Origin of the sequence: Falsiroseomonas sp. (assembly GCF_051860665.1) — a bacterium.
In the GTDB taxonomy this organism is placed as follows: Bacteria; Pseudomonadota; Alphaproteobacteria; order Acetobacterales; family Acetobacteraceae; genus Falsiroseomonas.
The window spans coordinates 1-15150 of the sequence record NZ_JBHYDM010000047.1; the positions used below are offsets into that span (position 1 = coordinate 1).

15 protein-coding genes are annotated in these 15150 nt (G+C 72.1%); 11 read left to right on the forward strand and 4 right to left on the reverse strand.

The window, feature by feature from the left end:
• Positions 1–212 precede the first annotated feature (212 nt).
• A complete protein-coding gene (locus tag ACTIF1_RS25210) occupies positions 213–818 on the reverse strand; it encodes a DedA family protein (RefSeq protein ID WP_439599221.1) in 606 nt (201 codons plus the stop codon).
• Positions 815–2509, reverse strand: coding sequence for a glycosyltransferase family 39 protein (locus ACTIF1_RS25215; protein WP_439599222.1), 1695 nt, complete (start codon positions 2507–2509; stop codon positions 815–817). The genes ACTIF1_RS25210 and ACTIF1_RS25215 overlap by 4 nt, the downstream gene beginning before the upstream one ends.
• 49 nt (positions 2510–2558) lie before the next feature.
• Between ACTIF1_RS25215 and ACTIF1_RS25220 the strand changes: the two genes are divergently transcribed.
• From ACTIF1_RS25220 to ACTIF1_RS25250, 7 genes are all read left to right on the forward strand, one after another.
• Positions 2559–3887 carry an RsmB/NOP family class I SAM-dependent RNA methyltransferase gene (locus tag ACTIF1_RS25220; RefSeq protein ID WP_439599223.1) on the forward strand — a complete coding sequence of 443 codons (1329 nt, stop codon included), beginning with the start codon at positions 2559–2561 and terminating at the stop codon, positions 3885–3887.
• Between the two features lie 79 nt (positions 3888–3966).
• A complete protein-coding gene (locus ACTIF1_RS25225) occupies positions 3967–4443 on the forward strand; it encodes an Lrp/AsnC family transcriptional regulator (protein ID WP_439599224.1) in 477 nt (158 codons plus the stop codon).
• A 7-nt stretch (positions 4444–4450) separates the two neighbouring features.
• Entirely contained in the window at positions 4451–4636 is a 186-nt protein-coding gene (locus tag ACTIF1_RS25230) for a hypothetical protein (RefSeq protein ID WP_439599225.1), read from the forward strand.
• A 102-nt stretch (positions 4637–4738) separates the two neighbouring features.
• Complete coding sequence (gene rpe / locus ACTIF1_RS25235) at positions 4739–5407, forward strand: ribulose-phosphate 3-epimerase (RefSeq protein WP_439599226.1); 669 nt, start codon at positions 4739–4741, stop codon at positions 5405–5407.
• Positions 5404–7089: a heparinase II/III family protein gene (locus ACTIF1_RS25240; protein ID WP_439599227.1), complete on the forward strand. Its 1686-nt coding sequence runs from the start codon at positions 5404–5406 to the stop codon at positions 7087–7089. The genes rpe and ACTIF1_RS25240 overlap by 4 nt, the downstream gene beginning before the upstream one ends.
• An 18-nt stretch (positions 7090–7107) precedes the next feature.
• Positions 7108–8235, forward strand: coding sequence for a glycosyltransferase family 4 protein (locus tag ACTIF1_RS25245; protein ID WP_439599228.1), 1128 nt, complete (start codon positions 7108–7110; stop codon positions 8233–8235).
• Positions 8236–8283: 48 nt separating this feature from the next.
• Positions 8284–9147 (forward strand): hypothetical protein, encoded by an 864-nt coding sequence (locus tag ACTIF1_RS25250; protein ID WP_439599229.1) that lies wholly within the window; start codon positions 8284–8286, stop codon positions 9145–9147.
• 96 nt (positions 9148–9243) lie between these two features.
• Here the strand turns inward: ACTIF1_RS25250 and ACTIF1_RS25255 are convergent, their stop codons facing one another.
• The gene (locus ACTIF1_RS25255; RefSeq protein ID WP_439599230.1) at positions 9244–9477 is read right to left on the reverse strand and encodes a hypothetical protein; all 234 of its coding nucleotides are present in this window, start codon (positions 9475–9477) and stop codon (positions 9244–9246) included.
• A 10-nt stretch (positions 9478–9487) separates the two neighbouring features.
• On the reverse strand, positions 9488–10291 hold the full coding sequence (locus ACTIF1_RS25260) for an SDR family oxidoreductase (protein ID WP_439599231.1): 804 nt from the start codon (positions 10289–10291) through the stop codon (positions 9488–9490).
• A 255-nt stretch (positions 10292–10546) separates the two neighbouring features.
• On the opposite strand from ACTIF1_RS25260, the gene ACTIF1_RS25265 reads away from it, so the two are divergent.
• Genes ACTIF1_RS25265 through ACTIF1_RS25280 form a run of 4 tightly spaced genes read left to right on the forward strand, consistent with a single transcriptional unit; the run spans position 10547 to position 15144 of the window.
• Positions 10547–11041, forward strand: coding sequence for a YciE/YciF ferroxidase family protein (locus ACTIF1_RS25265; RefSeq protein ID WP_439599232.1), 495 nt, complete (start codon positions 10547–10549; stop codon positions 11039–11041).
• Positions 11042–11066: 25 nt separating this feature from the next.
• Positions 11067–12002 carry a Ku protein gene (locus ACTIF1_RS25270; protein ID WP_439599233.1) on the forward strand — a complete coding sequence of 312 codons (936 nt, stop codon included), beginning with the start codon at positions 11067–11069 and terminating at the stop codon, positions 12000–12002.
• A complete protein-coding gene (gene ligD / locus ACTIF1_RS25275) occupies positions 12002–14542 on the forward strand; it encodes a DNA ligase D (RefSeq protein ID WP_439599234.1) in 2541 nt (846 codons plus the stop codon). Before ACTIF1_RS25270 ends, ligD begins: the two co-directional genes overlap by 1 nt.
• Positions 14539–15144, forward strand: coding sequence for a cytochrome c3 family protein (locus ACTIF1_RS25280; RefSeq protein ID WP_439599235.1), 606 nt, complete (start codon positions 14539–14541; stop codon positions 15142–15144). Before ligD ends, ACTIF1_RS25280 begins: the two co-directional genes overlap by 4 nt.
• The last annotated feature ends 6 nt before the right edge of the window (positions 15145–15150 follow it).

The window sequence follows — 15150 nt, forward strand, 5'->3', positions numbered from 1 at the left end:
AGAGGGGCCAGCGGTTCCGCATGTTCCGCGGTCCCTCTCGCCCCTCTCCCTTTCCGTTCATGAATCAAAGGGTTCCAAGGGGCCACTGCCCCTTGGCGGGGGGTGCAGGGGGACAGCGTCCCCCTGCAATCCCGCAGCGCTCCCTCACCCACCCCACGGCCGAGGCCCCGGCAGCCCGCGGATGCTGACCCGTGCTGGGCTTCCCCTGCGGGTCAGCTGCGCTTGCGGATGCGGGTGCTCCAGATGTGCCAGAGGTAGGTGGCGATGAAGCCGCCGATGACGACGTAGGCCAGGGGTTCGAGCCAGCCTTCGATCTGGTCGTAGCGGTCTTCCATGAAGTAGCCGGCCAGCGTCAGGAAGGTGATCCAGACTCCGCTGCCGAGTGCCGTCCACAGGTAGAAGACGTGGCGGGGGATGCGGATCAGGCCGGCGGGGATGGAGATGACGGTGCGGATGCCGGGCAGCAGGCGGCCGAAGGACAGGGCGAAGGGGCCGTATTTTTCCAGCGTGGCTTCGGCCTTGCGCAGGTCGTCCTCGCCGACGGCGAACCAGCGGCCGTAGCGGCCGACCATGGGGCGGATGCGGTCGGCGCCGATGGCGCGGGCCAGCTCGTACCAGAAGACATTGCCCAGCAGCGTGCCGATGATGCCGGCGATCAGCGCCAGCACCAGGGACATCTCGCCCCGCGCCGCGACGAAGCCGGCCAGCGGCATGATCACCTCGGAGGGGATCGGCGGGAAGACGTTTTCCAGGAACATCAGCGCCATCACGCCGGGCCAGCCGCCGGCGGCCACGATGCCCGTCACCCATTCGATCATCGGTTGGTCCCGTACAAGGTGATGGCAACGCGTCGGCCGCGGGAATAGTTGAAGCCGGCGACGCTGCCGCGTTCGACGAGGGGCAGGCCCCCGGCCTCGGCCGCGGCGCGGAAGCGTGCCAGGTCGCGGTCGCCCACGGCGACCAGCCGCCCGGTTTCGCCGGCCAGAAAATCCGCCGCCGCCGCGCCGTCGCGCAGCAGGCGGATCTCGCCGCCCATGGCGAAGAGCAGGGAGGGTTCGTGGTAGCCGACCACGCCGAAGTGCTCGTCCGGCAGGCCGGGGGCGGCGGCCTGCACGGCGGCGGCGAGGCGCGGCGAGATCCAGGGCGCCTCCAGCCGCGGCAGCACCAGGCCGAGCGCGGTGGCCTGCAGCGGGATGGCCAGCAGCACGGCGAGCAGCCCGGCCCGGGCCGGCGCCCCGTCGCGCAGCATCCGCAGCAGGCCCCAGCAGAACAGGGCGGCGGCCGGCAGGCCGAGCAGCGCGAGCGCATCCACCCGCCCATCGGCCAGGATCGGCAGGGCCGCGGCGGCCAGGCCGAGGCCGATGGCGGCGACCAGGGCGCCGGCGGTGGACAGGAAGGCCAGCCAGCGGGGTGGCGCCTGGCGCAGCGGGTCCAGCGCCCAGGCGGCGGCCAGCAGCATCAGCGCCGGATAGGCCGGCAGGACGTAGTGGGGCAGCTTGGTGGTGACGGCCTCGAAGACCAGCCAGGTGGGCACCGCCCAGGCCAGAAGGAAGCGCGTGCCGGGTTGCAGCCGGTCGGCCCAGGCGCCGGGGGCGGCGCGCAGCACCAGGAAGGCGGCGGGGAAGGCGGCGATGCCGAAGCTCAGCAGGTAGTAGCCGGGCGGGCCCCAGTGGTTCTCGTCGGCGCCGCCCACCTTGCTGAGCATGTCGCCGCCCAGCGCCTCGGCCAGGAAGCGGCCTTCGGTGGCGATGGTGACGGCGATGAACCAGGGGGCGGCGGCCAGCACCATCAGCGGCAGGCCCCAGCCGGGGCGGAGCGCGCGCAGCCAGGGGGCGCCATTGGCCCAGCTGCGATCCGCGACGGCGAGGGTCACGGCCGCCAGCGCCGCCACCATGGGGGCGATCGGCCCCTTCAGCAGGATCGAGGCGCCGAGCACCAGCCAGAAGCCGGCCGCGGCGCCGGGCCCGAAGGCGCCCGGCTGCAGATAGGCGCGCCCCAAAAGCCCCATGGCGAGGACGATGCTGCCCAGCAGCGCCGCATCGGTCTTGGCGATATGGGTCTCGACCCCCAGCACGAAGCAGCCGGCCAGCATCGCCGCGCCCAGGAAGGCGGCCCGCCGGCCCACCAGAAGGCGTCCGAAATGCGCGGTGGCCAGCACCGCGAGCAGGGCGCCGGCGAGCGAGGGGAGGCGATAGGCCCAGATGTCGTGCCGGTCGCCGAGGCGCAGCGTCTCCAGCACCCGCACCGATCCGGCCTGCAGCCAATGGATGCCGGCGGGCTTCTTGTTGCGCTCCACCTCGCCGAAGCGGATGCGGACCAGGTCGCCGGTTTCCACCATCTGGCGGCTGGCCTGGGCGAAGCGGCTTTCGTCGCGGTCGCCTGCGGGGATGCTGAAGAAGCCCGGCAGCCAGAGCAGCAGGCAGAGCAGGGCGAGCCAGGGCAGCGGGCGCCGGGTTTCCGGCAGCCGGTCGAGGAAGTCCCGGCTGAGGAGGGTGCGGAGCGCCTGCATGGCCGCGCCCCTAGCATGGCGGGCGGCGGGCGGCCATAAACCCAGCCTCATGCCCCCCACAAATCCACCCCCCGCAGCCGTGACAAAGCGTGTCACCGCCAAGCCGCCCAATGCCCGGGCCAACCGTGGCACGCCGCCGCCCGGCACGCGTTCCGCCGCCCTGCTGCTGCTGGCCGCCGTCTTCGACCGCCGCCGCCCGCTGGAGGAGGCGCTGGACCAGTTGCCGGCGGCCATCGAGCCGCGCGACCGCGCCGCCGCGCATCGCCTGGCGGCGGCCGTGCTGCGCCATGCCGGCAGCCTGGATGCGGTGCTGGAGCCGCATCTGCGGCGGGAGCCGCCGCCGGTGGTGCGCGCCGCGCTGCGCATGGGCGCGGCGGAGCTTCTGGTGCTGGGCACCCCTGCCCATGCGGCGGTGGCGGCCACCGTCGCCGTGGTGCCGCGGCCATTTGCCGGGCTGGTCAATGCTGTCCTCCGCAAGGTCGCGACCGAGGGGGCGGAAATCTACGAAAACCTGGACCGCGAAAGGCTGGATACGCCGCCCTGGCTCTGGTCGGCCTGGCATGCGGCCTATGGCGCGGCCGGCGTGCGCGCCATCGCGCGGGCGCATCAGCAGGCCGCGCCGCTGGACCTGACGCTCGCCCCAGGCGCCAGCCCGCCGGAGGGGGCCATCGAACTGCCCACCGGGTCCTGGCGCCTGCCCGAGGGGACGCGGGTGACGGATCTGCCCGGCCTGGCGGAGGGCGCCTTCTGGGTGCAGGACGCCGCCGCCGCCCTGCCCGCCCGGCTGCTGGCGGTAAAGCCCGGGGAGCGGGTCGCGGATCTCTGCGCCGCGCCCGGCGGCAAGACGGCGCAGCTGGCGAGTGCCGGCGGCCTTGTCACCGCGGTGGAGCGCGACCCGAAGCGCGCCGCCCGGCTGCGCGAGAACCTCGCGCGGCTGAAGCTCTCCGTCACGGTGGAGGAGGCGGATGCCGCGACCTGGATGCCGGCGGAGGCGCAATTCGATGCGGTGCTGCTGGATGCGCCCTGTTCCGCCACCGGCATCATCCGCCGCCATCCGGACATCCCCTATCTGAAGCGGCCGAAGGACGTGGCGGCGCTGGCGGCGGCGCAGGCGCGGCTGCTGGCCCAGGCGGCGAGGCTGCTGCGGCCCGGCGGGCGGCTGGTGCTGGCCACCTGTTCCCTGCAGCCGGAGGAGGGGGAGGCGCATCTGGCCCGCGCCGCGGCGCTCGGCCTGGTTCCCGACCCCATTGCGCCGACCGAGCTGCCGGGGCTGCGTACCGCACTGGTCCGCGGCGGCACGCTGCGCACCCGGCCGGACATGTGGGCGGAGCAGGGCGGCCTCGACGGATTCTTCGCCGCCAGGTTCCGGCGAGGCTGAACCAGCCGGTTATTTCTGTCACAGTCTCGGTCTTGGCGCGGGAGAGGATCGTGCTAGGTATTCTGTATAATCGGAAAGAATGATGCCGATGGCTGCCGCCGAGCTGGACCGTATCGACCGCGAGATCCTGCGCCTGATCATGCAGGATTCGGCCCGTTCCCTTGCCGAGATCGCCCAGGAGGTCGGCCTGACGCCGACCCCCTGCTGGAAGCGCATCCGGCGGATGGAGGAGGCGGGCGTCATCACCGGGCGCGTCGCGCTGGTGGACCCCGCCCTGGTCGGCCTGCCGATCTCCGTCTTCGTTGCGGTGGAGACCGGTGACCATTCGGGCGACTGGATCGCCAGGTTCGCGGAGGCCGTCGCCTCCCTGCCCGAGATCGTCGAATGCTGGCGCCTGGGCGGCGATGTCGACTATCTGCTGCGCGTCGTGGTGCCGGATATGGCGGGCTATGATGCCTTCTACCGCCGCTTCGTCGCCGCGGTGCCCAGCCTGCGCAAGGTGACGGGCCGCTTCGCCATGGAGCGGGTGAAGAGCACCACCGCGCTGCCGATCTGAGCCTGGCATGCGGCCCAGGGACTGGCTGATCCTGGCGGTGCTGCTGGGCGCCGCGCTGTGGTTCGGCTGGGACCGCCTGCAGCAGACGCCGCTGGCCCGCACCCTGCGGGGCGAATGCGCCACCCCGCGCGGCTGCCCGGCCCCTCCGCGCGATCCGCTGGTCGATCCGGACCGGGGATTGCGCAAGACCTGACCCGGCCGGGCTTGACGCAAGGTCAAACCCGCGAGTCGACGAACCGATATTGCCGCCGGGCCGGTTCCCCCCAGGGGCGGCGGCGGCTAGAACCGCCGGGACATGTCACATCCCGTCCGCATCGCCCCCTCGCTGCTCGCCGCCGATTTCACCCGGCTGGGCCAGGAAGTCGCCGCCATCGAGGCCGCCGGCGCCGATTGGCTGCACCTCGACATCATGGACGGTCATTTCGTCCCCAATATCTCCTTCGGCCCGGGGCTGGTGAAGGCGCTGCGCAAATCCTCGCGCCTGTTCTTCGACGTGCACCTGATGATCGCCCCCGCCGACCCCTACCTGGCCGCCTTCGCGGAGGCCGGGGCCGACCTGATCAGCCTGCATCCGGAGGCCGGGCCGCATCTGCACCGGTCCCTGCAGACCATCCGGGCGCTCGGCAAGCAGGCCGGCGTGGTGCTGAACCCCGGCACACCGGTGGAAGCCGTGGCCCCGGTGCTGGACCTGTGCGACCTGGTGCTGGTCATGTCGGTGAACCCCGGTTTTGGCGGGCAGTCCTTCATCCGCAGCCAGTTGCAGAAGATCGCGGCGCTGCGGGCGATGATCGCGGCGACGGGCCGGGACATCGCGCTGCAGGTGGATGGCGGCGTCACCGCCGCCACGGCGCCGGACTGCCTGGCGGCCGGGGCGGATGTGCTGGTGGCGGGAACCGCCGTCTTCGGCGCGCCGGACTATGCGGCGGCGATCGGCGCGCTGCGGGGGGGAGGGACGACCGCATGATCGGGGATGTCCTGCGCGGAGCGCGCCGCATCATCGCCAATCTCAAGCCCATCAAGGTGCCGGACGGGCCGGCGCGGTCCTTCCGCGACCTCTGGCCCGGCGATGCGGCGCGCGGCGCCCGGCTGCTGCGCGGCGAATTCGAGGCCTATGGCACCACCCGCCCGCTGCGGCCGCAGGATGGGGAGGAGGGCCCCGCCCGGCCGGACTGGACCCCGGCGCAGCCCGGCGGCAGCCAGACCTGGTATGCCGCGGCCCACGGCTTCGCCTGGCTGCGCGACCTGCGCGCGCTGGGCACCGATGCCGCGCGGCTGCGCGGCCGCGCGCTGACGGCCGACTGGCTGGCGCATGGCGCGCTGGACCCGCTGGCGGATGCCCCCGAAGTGGCCGGTGCCCGGATTTCCGCCTGGCTCGGCCATTGGGATTTCCTGGCCGCGACGGCGGAGGACGGCCTCCGCCGCCAGTTGATGCAGCGCCTGGCGCAGGATGCCCGCGGCGTGGTGGCCGGCCTGCCGGCCGAGGCCGCGCATCGCGGCGCCCTGGTGGCGCTGAAGGGCGGCATGGCCGGCGCCGTGGCGCTGGAGGAGGAGACCTGGCTCGCCCGCTGCGTCCGCTTCCTGCCGCAGGAGCTGGAGCGCCAGTTCCGCCCCGATGGCGGCCATGTGGAGCGCAGCCCGGGCGTGCAGCTGGCCGCGCTGCAGGACCTGATCGAGATCCGCAACCTGCTGCATGGCGCGGGCGTGGAGGCGCCGCCGCAGCTGGCCGCGACGCTGGACCGCGCCGCACCGGCGCTGCGCATGCTGCGCCATGCCGATGGCGGGCTGGCGCTGTTCAACGGCACGCGGGACGAGCAGGCCGCCTTCATCGACCTGGTGCTGACCCAGGGCCAGTCCCGCGGCCGCCCCCCCGCGCAATTGCCGGAGACCGGCTTTCATCGCCTGGCCGCCAGCCGCACCCTGGTTCTGATGGATTGCGGCGCGCCCCCCGCCGCCCGGCGCGATGCCGCCCCCGGCGGCCTGCCGCGGGGCGCGGACCGCAACGCCCATGCCGGGACGCTGGCCTTCGAGATGTCGGTGGGGCGCGAACGCCTGATCGTCAATTGCGGCGCGGCGCCGGCGGCGGAGGGGGAGTGGCGCGATGCGCTGCGCGCCACCGCGGCGCATTCCACGCTGGTGCTGGCGGATACCAATTCCTCCGAGCTGCGGCCCGAGGGGCTGGGCCGCCGGGTGGAGACGGTGACCACCGACCGCTTCGAGGAAGACGGCAAGCTCTGGCTGGATGCGACGCATGACGGATGGCAGCGGCAGTTCGGCCTGCGCCACCGCCGCCGGCTGTTCCTGTCCGAATCCGGCGACAGCCTGATCGGCGAGGATGTGCTGGAAGGCACGCGGGAGGTCGCGGTGCCCGGCTTCACCCTGCGCTTCCACCTGCATCCCGGCGTCACCGCCAGCCTGCAGCAGGATGAGCAGGGCGCGCTGCTGCGCCTGCCCTCCGGCGCCGGCTGGCGGCTGCGCACGGGGCGGGATGTGCGGGTGGCGATCGAGGAGAGCATTTATCTTGGCGGCGAGCCGCGCCGCAGCCAGCAGGTGGCGCTGCATGCGGAGCCGGGTGCCGCGGCGCTGCAATGGGCGCTGACCCGCATCGGCGTGCCGGCCCCCGCGACGCCCGAGCCGCAGCCCGAATAGTCCGGGCGTGACGGCGTCGTGAAGATTCTCGAAGTCACGAACGTCGACTTCGCGCTGCTGCACTTCATCCTGCCCCTGATGCGCGGCCTGCGCGCGCGGGGGCATGAGGTGGTGGGGGTCTGTGCGGAGGGGCCGCTGCTGGAAGGGCCGCGGGCGGAGGGGTTCCGGGTGGTGCCCGTGGCACTCGCCCGCAGCCTTCACCCGCTGCGCCAGGCCCGTGCCCTGGCGGAGCTGGTGGCGGTGATGCGGGCCGAGAAGCCGGACCTGGTGCATGCCCATATGCCCATCAGCGGCCTGCTGGCGCGCACCGCGGCGCGCATCGCGGGCGTGCCCTGCATCGCCTATACCTGCCACGGCTTCCTGTTCAACCAGCCCGGCCCCTGGTGGCGCGGCCGGCTGGCGCTGACGCTGGAACGCGCCGCCGGGCGGATCACCGACACCTACCTGACGGTGAGCGCGGAGGAGGCGGAGGATGCGCGACGGCTGCGTATCCACCCCAACCCCGTGGCCGTGCTGAATGGCCGCGATCCCGCCCGCTTCCACCCCGACCCCGCCGCCCGGGCCCGGCTGCGCGCGGAGCTGGGCGTGGCGGAGGGGGATTGCGTGGTGGTCGCCATCTCCCGCCTCGTTCGCCACAAGGGTTTTTGCGAATTGCTGGCCGCGATGGCGGAGACGCCCCCCAACTGCGTGCTGTGGGTGGCAGGCGAACGCCTGGCCAGCGACCATGGGGAGGATCTGACTCCGCATTTCCAGCGCGCCGCCGCGCTGCTCGGGCGGCGGCTGGTGATGCTGGGCTACCGGACCGACGTGCCGGCGCTGCTGGCGGCGGCCGATGTCTTCACCCTGCCGTCCCACTTCGAGGGCCTGCCCATGTCGATCATCGAGGCGATGCTGGCGGGCCTGCCGGTGGTCGCCACCGATATCCGGGGCCCGCGCGAACAGGTGGTACCGGAGGAAACCGGCCTGCTGGTGCCGCCCATGCAGGTGGCGCCGCTGGCCGCGGCCCTGTCCCGCCTGGCCGGCGATGCGGCCTTGCGGCAGGCGATGGGGGACGCGGGCCGCCTGCGGGCGCTGGACCGTTTCGATGAGGCGAAAGTTTTGCGCCACACCATGGATCTTCTTGAAGCCACCAGGGAGTCTGCCTGAACTTCAATCACTTCCGGACGTTGGGCCCCCGTGTCCGGAGTAGATATTATGTCGCAGACCGTCATTGCCACCGCCGACAAAGTGCCTTCCCGCGTTTCCTGGGGTGCCATCCTGGCCGGCGGCCTGGTGGCCGTGACCGTGGGCGCCATGCTCAACATCCTCGGCGTCGCCGTCGGCGCCAGCACGATCGACCCGATGGTCGCCGGCGAAACGCCGGCCGCGAGCACCTTCGGCATCGCCGGCGCCGTCTGGCTGCTGGTCGCCAACCTGCTGGCGCTGGCCTGCGGCGGCTATGTCGCGGCGCGCCTGTCCGGCACGTCGGATGACACGGACGGCGTGCTGCATGGCCTGTCGGTCTGGGCCATTGCCTTCCTGGTCTCGGCGCTGCTGCTGGGCAACCTCGCCTCCGGCGCCGCGCGCGGCGTCGGCGCCATGGTGCAGGGCGCGGCCAGCACCGCCACCTCCGCCGCCGCGCAGGCGATGCCGGAGATGACCGACCCGGAGGCGCTGATCGAGCGTCTGCAGGCCGGCCTGCAGAGCGGCGGCAATCCCGCCACCCTGACCGAGGACCAGCGCCGGGCCGAGATCGCCCGCCTGGTCGGTGAGCGCGCCACCAGCGGCGCCTTCGAGCCGGCGGCGCGTGACCGCCTCGCCGCGCTGACGGCGGCCGAGTTCGGCATCTCCCCGCAGGAAGCCACGCAGCGCATCCAGGCGCTGGAGGCCGAGGCCACCCGCCTGGCGCAGCAGGCCGAGACGCGGGCGCGCGAGGCGGCGGATGCCGCTGCCAAGGGTGCTTCCGTGGCCTCCTTCTGGCTGTTCGCGACGCTGCTGCTGGGGGCTGCGGCCTCCGTCATCGGTGCCCGCGTCGGCACCCGCAAGGCGATGCTGGTGGCCGCGCGCCGCTTCGCCTGACCCCAGCGAAAAGCCCTCTCCCCCGGGTGGGGGGAGAGGGCCGAGTCGAAGGGGGCCGGTCCGAAAGGACCGGCCCTTTTTCTTGGCCTGGCGGCCTTACGAATCGCCGGCCCAGCGGCGGCCGACGCCGGCGCCGCCCTTGGCCTCGGGCGAAAGGTCCTCGGTCTTCTTCTCCGCCACCTGGTCGATCGCGCGCTTGCCGGAGACCTCGTCGCCGATATCGGGGCGGTTGTGGGTGCCGGAGCGGGCGGTGCCGGCGGGAATGCCGGTGCCGCTATCGCCTTCCTGCGCGGGCTTGTGTTCGGGCGTGGCGGTGGGCTTGCCGGTCATGGGTCTCTCCTCAGGCATTGACCACCGTGCCGCCATTCGGGTGCAGGACCTGGCCGGTGAAGTAGGAACTGTCCTGCTCGGCGGCGAGGAAGAGGAAGGCGGGCGCCACCTCGTCCGGCTGGCCGGCGCGGCCCATGGTGGTGCTGGCGCCGTGCTGGGCCGTGCGTTCCTCGTCGAAGGAGGCGGGGATCAGCGGCGTCCAGATCGGGCCCGGCGCCACGGCATTCACGCGGATCTGCCGCTGTTCCCACAGCGCCTTGGCCAGGCTGCGGGTGAAGCCGACGATGGCGCCCTTGGTGGAGGCGTAGTCGATCAGCTCCGCGCTGCCCTGGTAGGCGGTGATGGAGGTGGTGTTGATGATCGACCCGCCCTTCGGCATGTGCGGCAGCGCCGCCTTGGTCAGCCACATCATGCCCAGGATATTGGTGCGGAAGGTGCGCTCGACCTGCGCCTCCGGGATCTCCGCGAAATCCTTGCACTCATGCTGCTCGGCCGCGTTGTTCACCAGGATGTCGATGCGGCCGCCGAGGAATTTCACAGCGCGTGCCACGGCCTCGCGGCAGAAGGCGGCATCGCCGATATCGCCGGCGATCACCTCGCAGCGGCGGCCGGCGGCCTCGACATGGGCGCGCGTATCCTCGGCGTCCTGCGGTTCCTCCTTGTGCAGGATCACCACATCGGCGCCTTCCCTGGCGAAGCCGATGGCGACCGCGCGGCCGATGCCGGAATCGCCGCCGCTGATCAGCGCGGTGCGGCCCTTGAGCTTGCCGGCGGCGCGCCAGCCTTCCATGGCGGAGCGCGGGCGGGGCGTCATCTCCGATTCCAGCCCGGGCTGGCGGTCCTGGTGCTGTGGCGGTTGCAGATGCTTCGAAGTGTCTGACATGGCGCGGCCTCTCTCGAATGACGAGGGCTGAACCAGCCAGCCTTGCGGCAGTTGCTTGCGCGACCGGAAGGCGCGGAATGCGGAATCTTGGGATGCCGTTCGAAACTCCGGCCCGCCGCTGCGTTGGGGCTGCTGCGACGCGCCGATTCGACGACCCGCCAATTCCAGAATGACCGGAGACGCCCGATGAAGACGATGGACGAGCTGTTCCTGATGACCCTCAAGGACATCTATTACGCCGAGCGCCAGATCCTGAAGACGCTGCCGAAGCTCGCCCGCGCCGCGCAGAGCGAGACGCTGAAGGAGGCCTTCAAGACGCACAAGGACCAGACCGAGGGCCAGGTCGAGCGTCTGCAGCAGGTGTTCCAGATCCTCGGCAAGCGCGCGCAGGGCCAGACCTGCGAGGCGATCCAGGGCCTGATCCAGGAAGGCGAGGAGCTGCTCGAGGAGTTTTCCGAGCCGAGCGCCGTGCGCGATGCCGGCCTGGTGGCCACCGCCCAGGCGGTCGAGCATTACGAGATGGCCCGCTATGGCACGCTGGTCGCCTGGGCCGGGCTGCACAAGCAGGCGGAGATCGTGACGCTGCTGCAGGCAACGCTCGACGAGGAAAAGGCCACCGACCAGCTGCTGACGCAGATGGCGACCAAGACGATCCACAAGGACGTGCTGAAGGCGGCCTGAACACGGCATAGGGGGAGCGGGGCAGATGGCAGCGCGGCCGAGCTGGGGCGGACATCTGCGGCTTTCGCTGGTGTCCTGCCCCGTTTCCCTGTTTCCGGCGACGACCACCGCGCATGACGTGCGCTTCCACCTGATCAATCCCGAGACCGGCAACCGCATCCGCACGAAGACCTTCGATGCGGACGGCGATGAGGTGGAGCGCAAGGACCTGGTGCGCGGCTACGAGATCGAGAAGGACGAATACATCCTGCTGACGGATGAGGAGATCAAATCCGTCCGGCTGGAATCGACGCGCACCATCGATATCGAACGCTTCGTCGATGCGGCGGAGATCGACCGCATCTTCTGGAATGATCCCTATTACCTGGTGCCGGACGGCAAGGCCGGCGCGGATGCCTTCGTGGTCATCCGCACGGCCATGGAACAGGCGGGCAAGGTGGCCCTGGCGCGGGTGGTGATGGGAACGCGGGAGCGCATCGTGGCGATCGAGCCACGCGGCCCCGGCATGCTGGTGACCACGCTGCGCACGCGCGAAGAGGTGCACGAGTCGGAGGCATATTTCGAGGATGTGCCGAAGCGCAAGGTGGATGCGGGCATGATCGAGATTGCCGAGCGCATCATCGCGCAGAAGGCCGGGCCCTTCGATCCCTCCGAATTCACCGATCGCTACGAGGAGGCGCTGCGCGCGCTGATCGAGAGCAAGCGCGACGGCGATGGCGGCGGCACCAAGGCCGCGCCGCCGCGCGAGGACAATGTGATCGACCTGATGGAGGCGCTGCGGCGCAGCCTGGAGGGGTCTTCCGCCAAGCCCGCGCCGGCGAAGGTGGCGGCGCGCGCCAAGGCGAAGCCGGCGGCCAAGGCGGCCGCCAAGCCCGCGCCCAAATCCAAGGCCCCCGCCAAGGCGCCCGCCAAGTCCGCCGTGAAGAAGGCGCCGCCGCGCAAGCGCGCCGCGTCCCGCTGATGCCGGCCGCCGGCGAGAAGCTGCAGGCCTATCGCGCCAAGCGGAATTTCGGCCGGACCCGAGAGCCGGAAGGCGGCGCGGCCGCGGCCGGCGACCGGCTGAGCTTCGTCGTGCAGCGGCACGACGCGACACGGCTGCACTACGACCTGCGCCTGGAATGGGGCGGCGTGCTGAAATCCTGGGCCGTCACGCGCGGCCCCTCGCTCGACCCCGCCGACAAGCGCCTGGCGGTGGAGGTCGAGGATCATCCGCTGGACTACGGCAGCTTCGAGGGCACCATCCCGAAGGCCGAATATGGCGGCGGCACGGTGCAGCTCTTCGACCGTGGCGCCTGGGCGCCGCTGAACGCGGATCGCGTGGATGAAGACCTGGCCAAGGGCGAATTGAAATTCGTCCTGGCCGGGGAGCGGCTGAAGGGTGGCTTCGTGCTGGTGCGGATGAAGCCGCGCCGCGGCGCAAAGGCGGAGCCGCGCCACAACTGGCTGCTGATCAAGGAGAAGGACAGCATGGCGACGCCCGGCGCGGGCGATGCCGTGCTGCGCGCCGCAACCTCCATCGCCAGCGGCCGCACCCTGGCGCAGATTGCCAAGGCGGCGGCGGCGCCAGTGAAGCCGGTTGCGAAAGCGAAGGCCGCGCCGAAGACGAAGGCCACATCCAGGGCCAGCGCGGCCGTGCCGCCCTTCGTCGAACCGCAGCTCTGCCGCCTGGTCGCCGCACCGCCGGCCGGCAAGGACTGGCTGCATGAGCTGAAGATCGACGGCTACCGCCTGCAGCTGCGCATCGAAGGCGGCCGCGCCACGCTGCGCACGCGCACCGGCCTCGACTGGACCGACCGCTTTCCCGCCATCGCCGAGGCGGCCAAGGCCCTGCCGGATGCGCTGATCGATGGCGAGGCGGCGGCGCTGGATGCCGGGGGCCAGCCGCATTTCCCGACGCTTCAGGGTTTTCTCTCCGGCACCAACACCGCGCCGCTGGTCTTCTTCGCCTTCGACCTGCTGCAGCAGGGCCCGCGCGACTTGCGCAGCGAACCCTTGGAGGCACGTAAGGCGGCATTAAGGAAATTGCTGCCGGCGAAGGGCGCGGTGCTGCGCTACCTGGAGCATTTCCCGGCACCTGGGGAGGCCGTGCTGGCCTCCGCCTGCCGGCTGGAGATGGAGGGCATCGTCTCCAAGCGCCGCGACGCGCCCTATGCCTCCGGCCGCAGCGACACATGGACCAAGGCGAAGTGCCGCGGGCGCGACGAATTCGTCATCGGCGGCTTCAGCCGCGGCGCGCGCGGCCATGGGCTCGGCGCGCTGCTGGTGGGCGCCTGGCGGGACGGCAAGCTGGCCTATCTCGGCCGCGTCGGCACCGGCTATTCGGCGGCCACCGCGACCGACCTGGTCGCGCGCCTGGCGCCGCTGGAGCGCCGCGGCAGCCCCTTCACGGGCAAGCCCGCCAAGACCAGCGACGTGGTCTGGGTGAAGCCGGAGCTGGTGGCGGAGGTCGCCTATGGCGGCTGGACCGAGGAAGGCCTGCTGCGCCATGCCAGCTTCCAGGGCCTGCGCGAGGACAAGCCCGCAAGGTCCGTGACGCCGCCGCCGGAGCCGGAGGCGCCGCCCCGCGCCCCCGCCAAGCCCCCCGCCAAGCCCCCCGCCAAGGCGCCGCTCGGCATGAGCAACCCGGATCGCGTGCTGTGGCCGGCGACCGACAAGATTCCGGCGCTGACCAAGGCCGATCTCGCCGCCTATTTTTCCCGCTTTGCCGACCGGATCCTGGCGCATGTCGCGGGTCGGCCGCTGTCGCTGCTGCGGGCGCCGGATGGCATCACCGGCGGGCTGTTCTTCCAGCGCCATGCGATGCCCGGCCAGTCGCCGCTGATCGGCGCCGTGCAGGTGGAGGGCCAGTCCAAGCCGTATATGCGCATCGACGATGCCGCGGGCCTCGCCGCCTTGGCGCAGGTCTCGGCGGTGGAGCTGCATCCCTGGGGCGCGCGCGCCGATGCGCCCGGCGTGCCGGACCGGCTGGTCTTCGACCTCGACCCGGATGAAGGCATTCCCTTCGACCGCGTTCTGGAGGGCGCGCTGGAACTGCGGCAGCGTATCACGGCGCTGGGCCTCACGCCCTTCGCCCGCGTCACCGGCGGCAAGGGGCTGCATGTGGTGGTCCCGCTGGCGCCGCCGAAGGGCAAGGGCGGCCCCGGCTGGCCCGAGGCCAAGTCCTTCGCCCGCCTCATCTGCGCGATGATGGAGCGGGATTCGCCAAAGCTCTATACCACGACGCTGGCGAAGAAGGCGCGCAAGGGGCGCATCTTCCTCGACTATCTGCGCAACGACCGGCTTTCCACCGCCATCGGCAGCTGGTCGCCGCGCGCGCGGCCCGGCGCGCCGGTGGCCTGCCCCATCCCCTGGTCGGCGGTGAAGAAGGGTCTGGATCCGGCGGGCTGGAGCGTCGCAGGGCTGCTGGCGGCGAAGAAGCTGCCGGCCGACCCCTGGGCGGATTTCGCCGCCGCCGCCGGCAGCCTGCGGGATGCCATCGAGAAGGTCTCCCGCAGCGCATGAGCCAGCTTTTCTCGCCCCGCGCCGATCGCCTGCTGCGGACCTTCGGCATCATCGGCGCCGCGGCCCTGGTGCTGGCGGCGACCGTCGCCTTCGCGCTCAGCCGGTCGGCCGGCACCTGGGGCCTGGGCACGCCGGCGGCGCAGCCGATTCCCTTCAGCCATGCCATCCATGCCGGCCAGATCGGCCTCGATTGCCGCTACTGCCATGCGGGCGTGGAGCGGACGGCGCAGGCCGGCATGCCCACGGCCGAGACCTGTCTCGGCTGCCACAGCCAGGTCTGGAATGTCTCGGCGCAATTCGCGCCGCTGGAGACGGCGCTGTCGCTCGGCCGGCCGGTCACCTGGTCCTCCGTGCACCGGCTGCCGGAGCATGTGCGCTTCCAGCACGCCGCGCATATCGGCGCCGGCGTCACCTGCGCGCAGTGCCACGGCCCCGTCGAGACCATGGCGCGCACGGTGAAGACGGAAACGCAATCCATGGCCTGGTGCCTGGATTGCCACCGCGATTCCACGCCGCAGGCGCCGGCCCTGGTGGCGGCCACCCATGCGCAATTCGGCGTCGCGGTGCCGCCGCTGGCCAATTGTTCCACCTGCCATCGCTGAGGCACG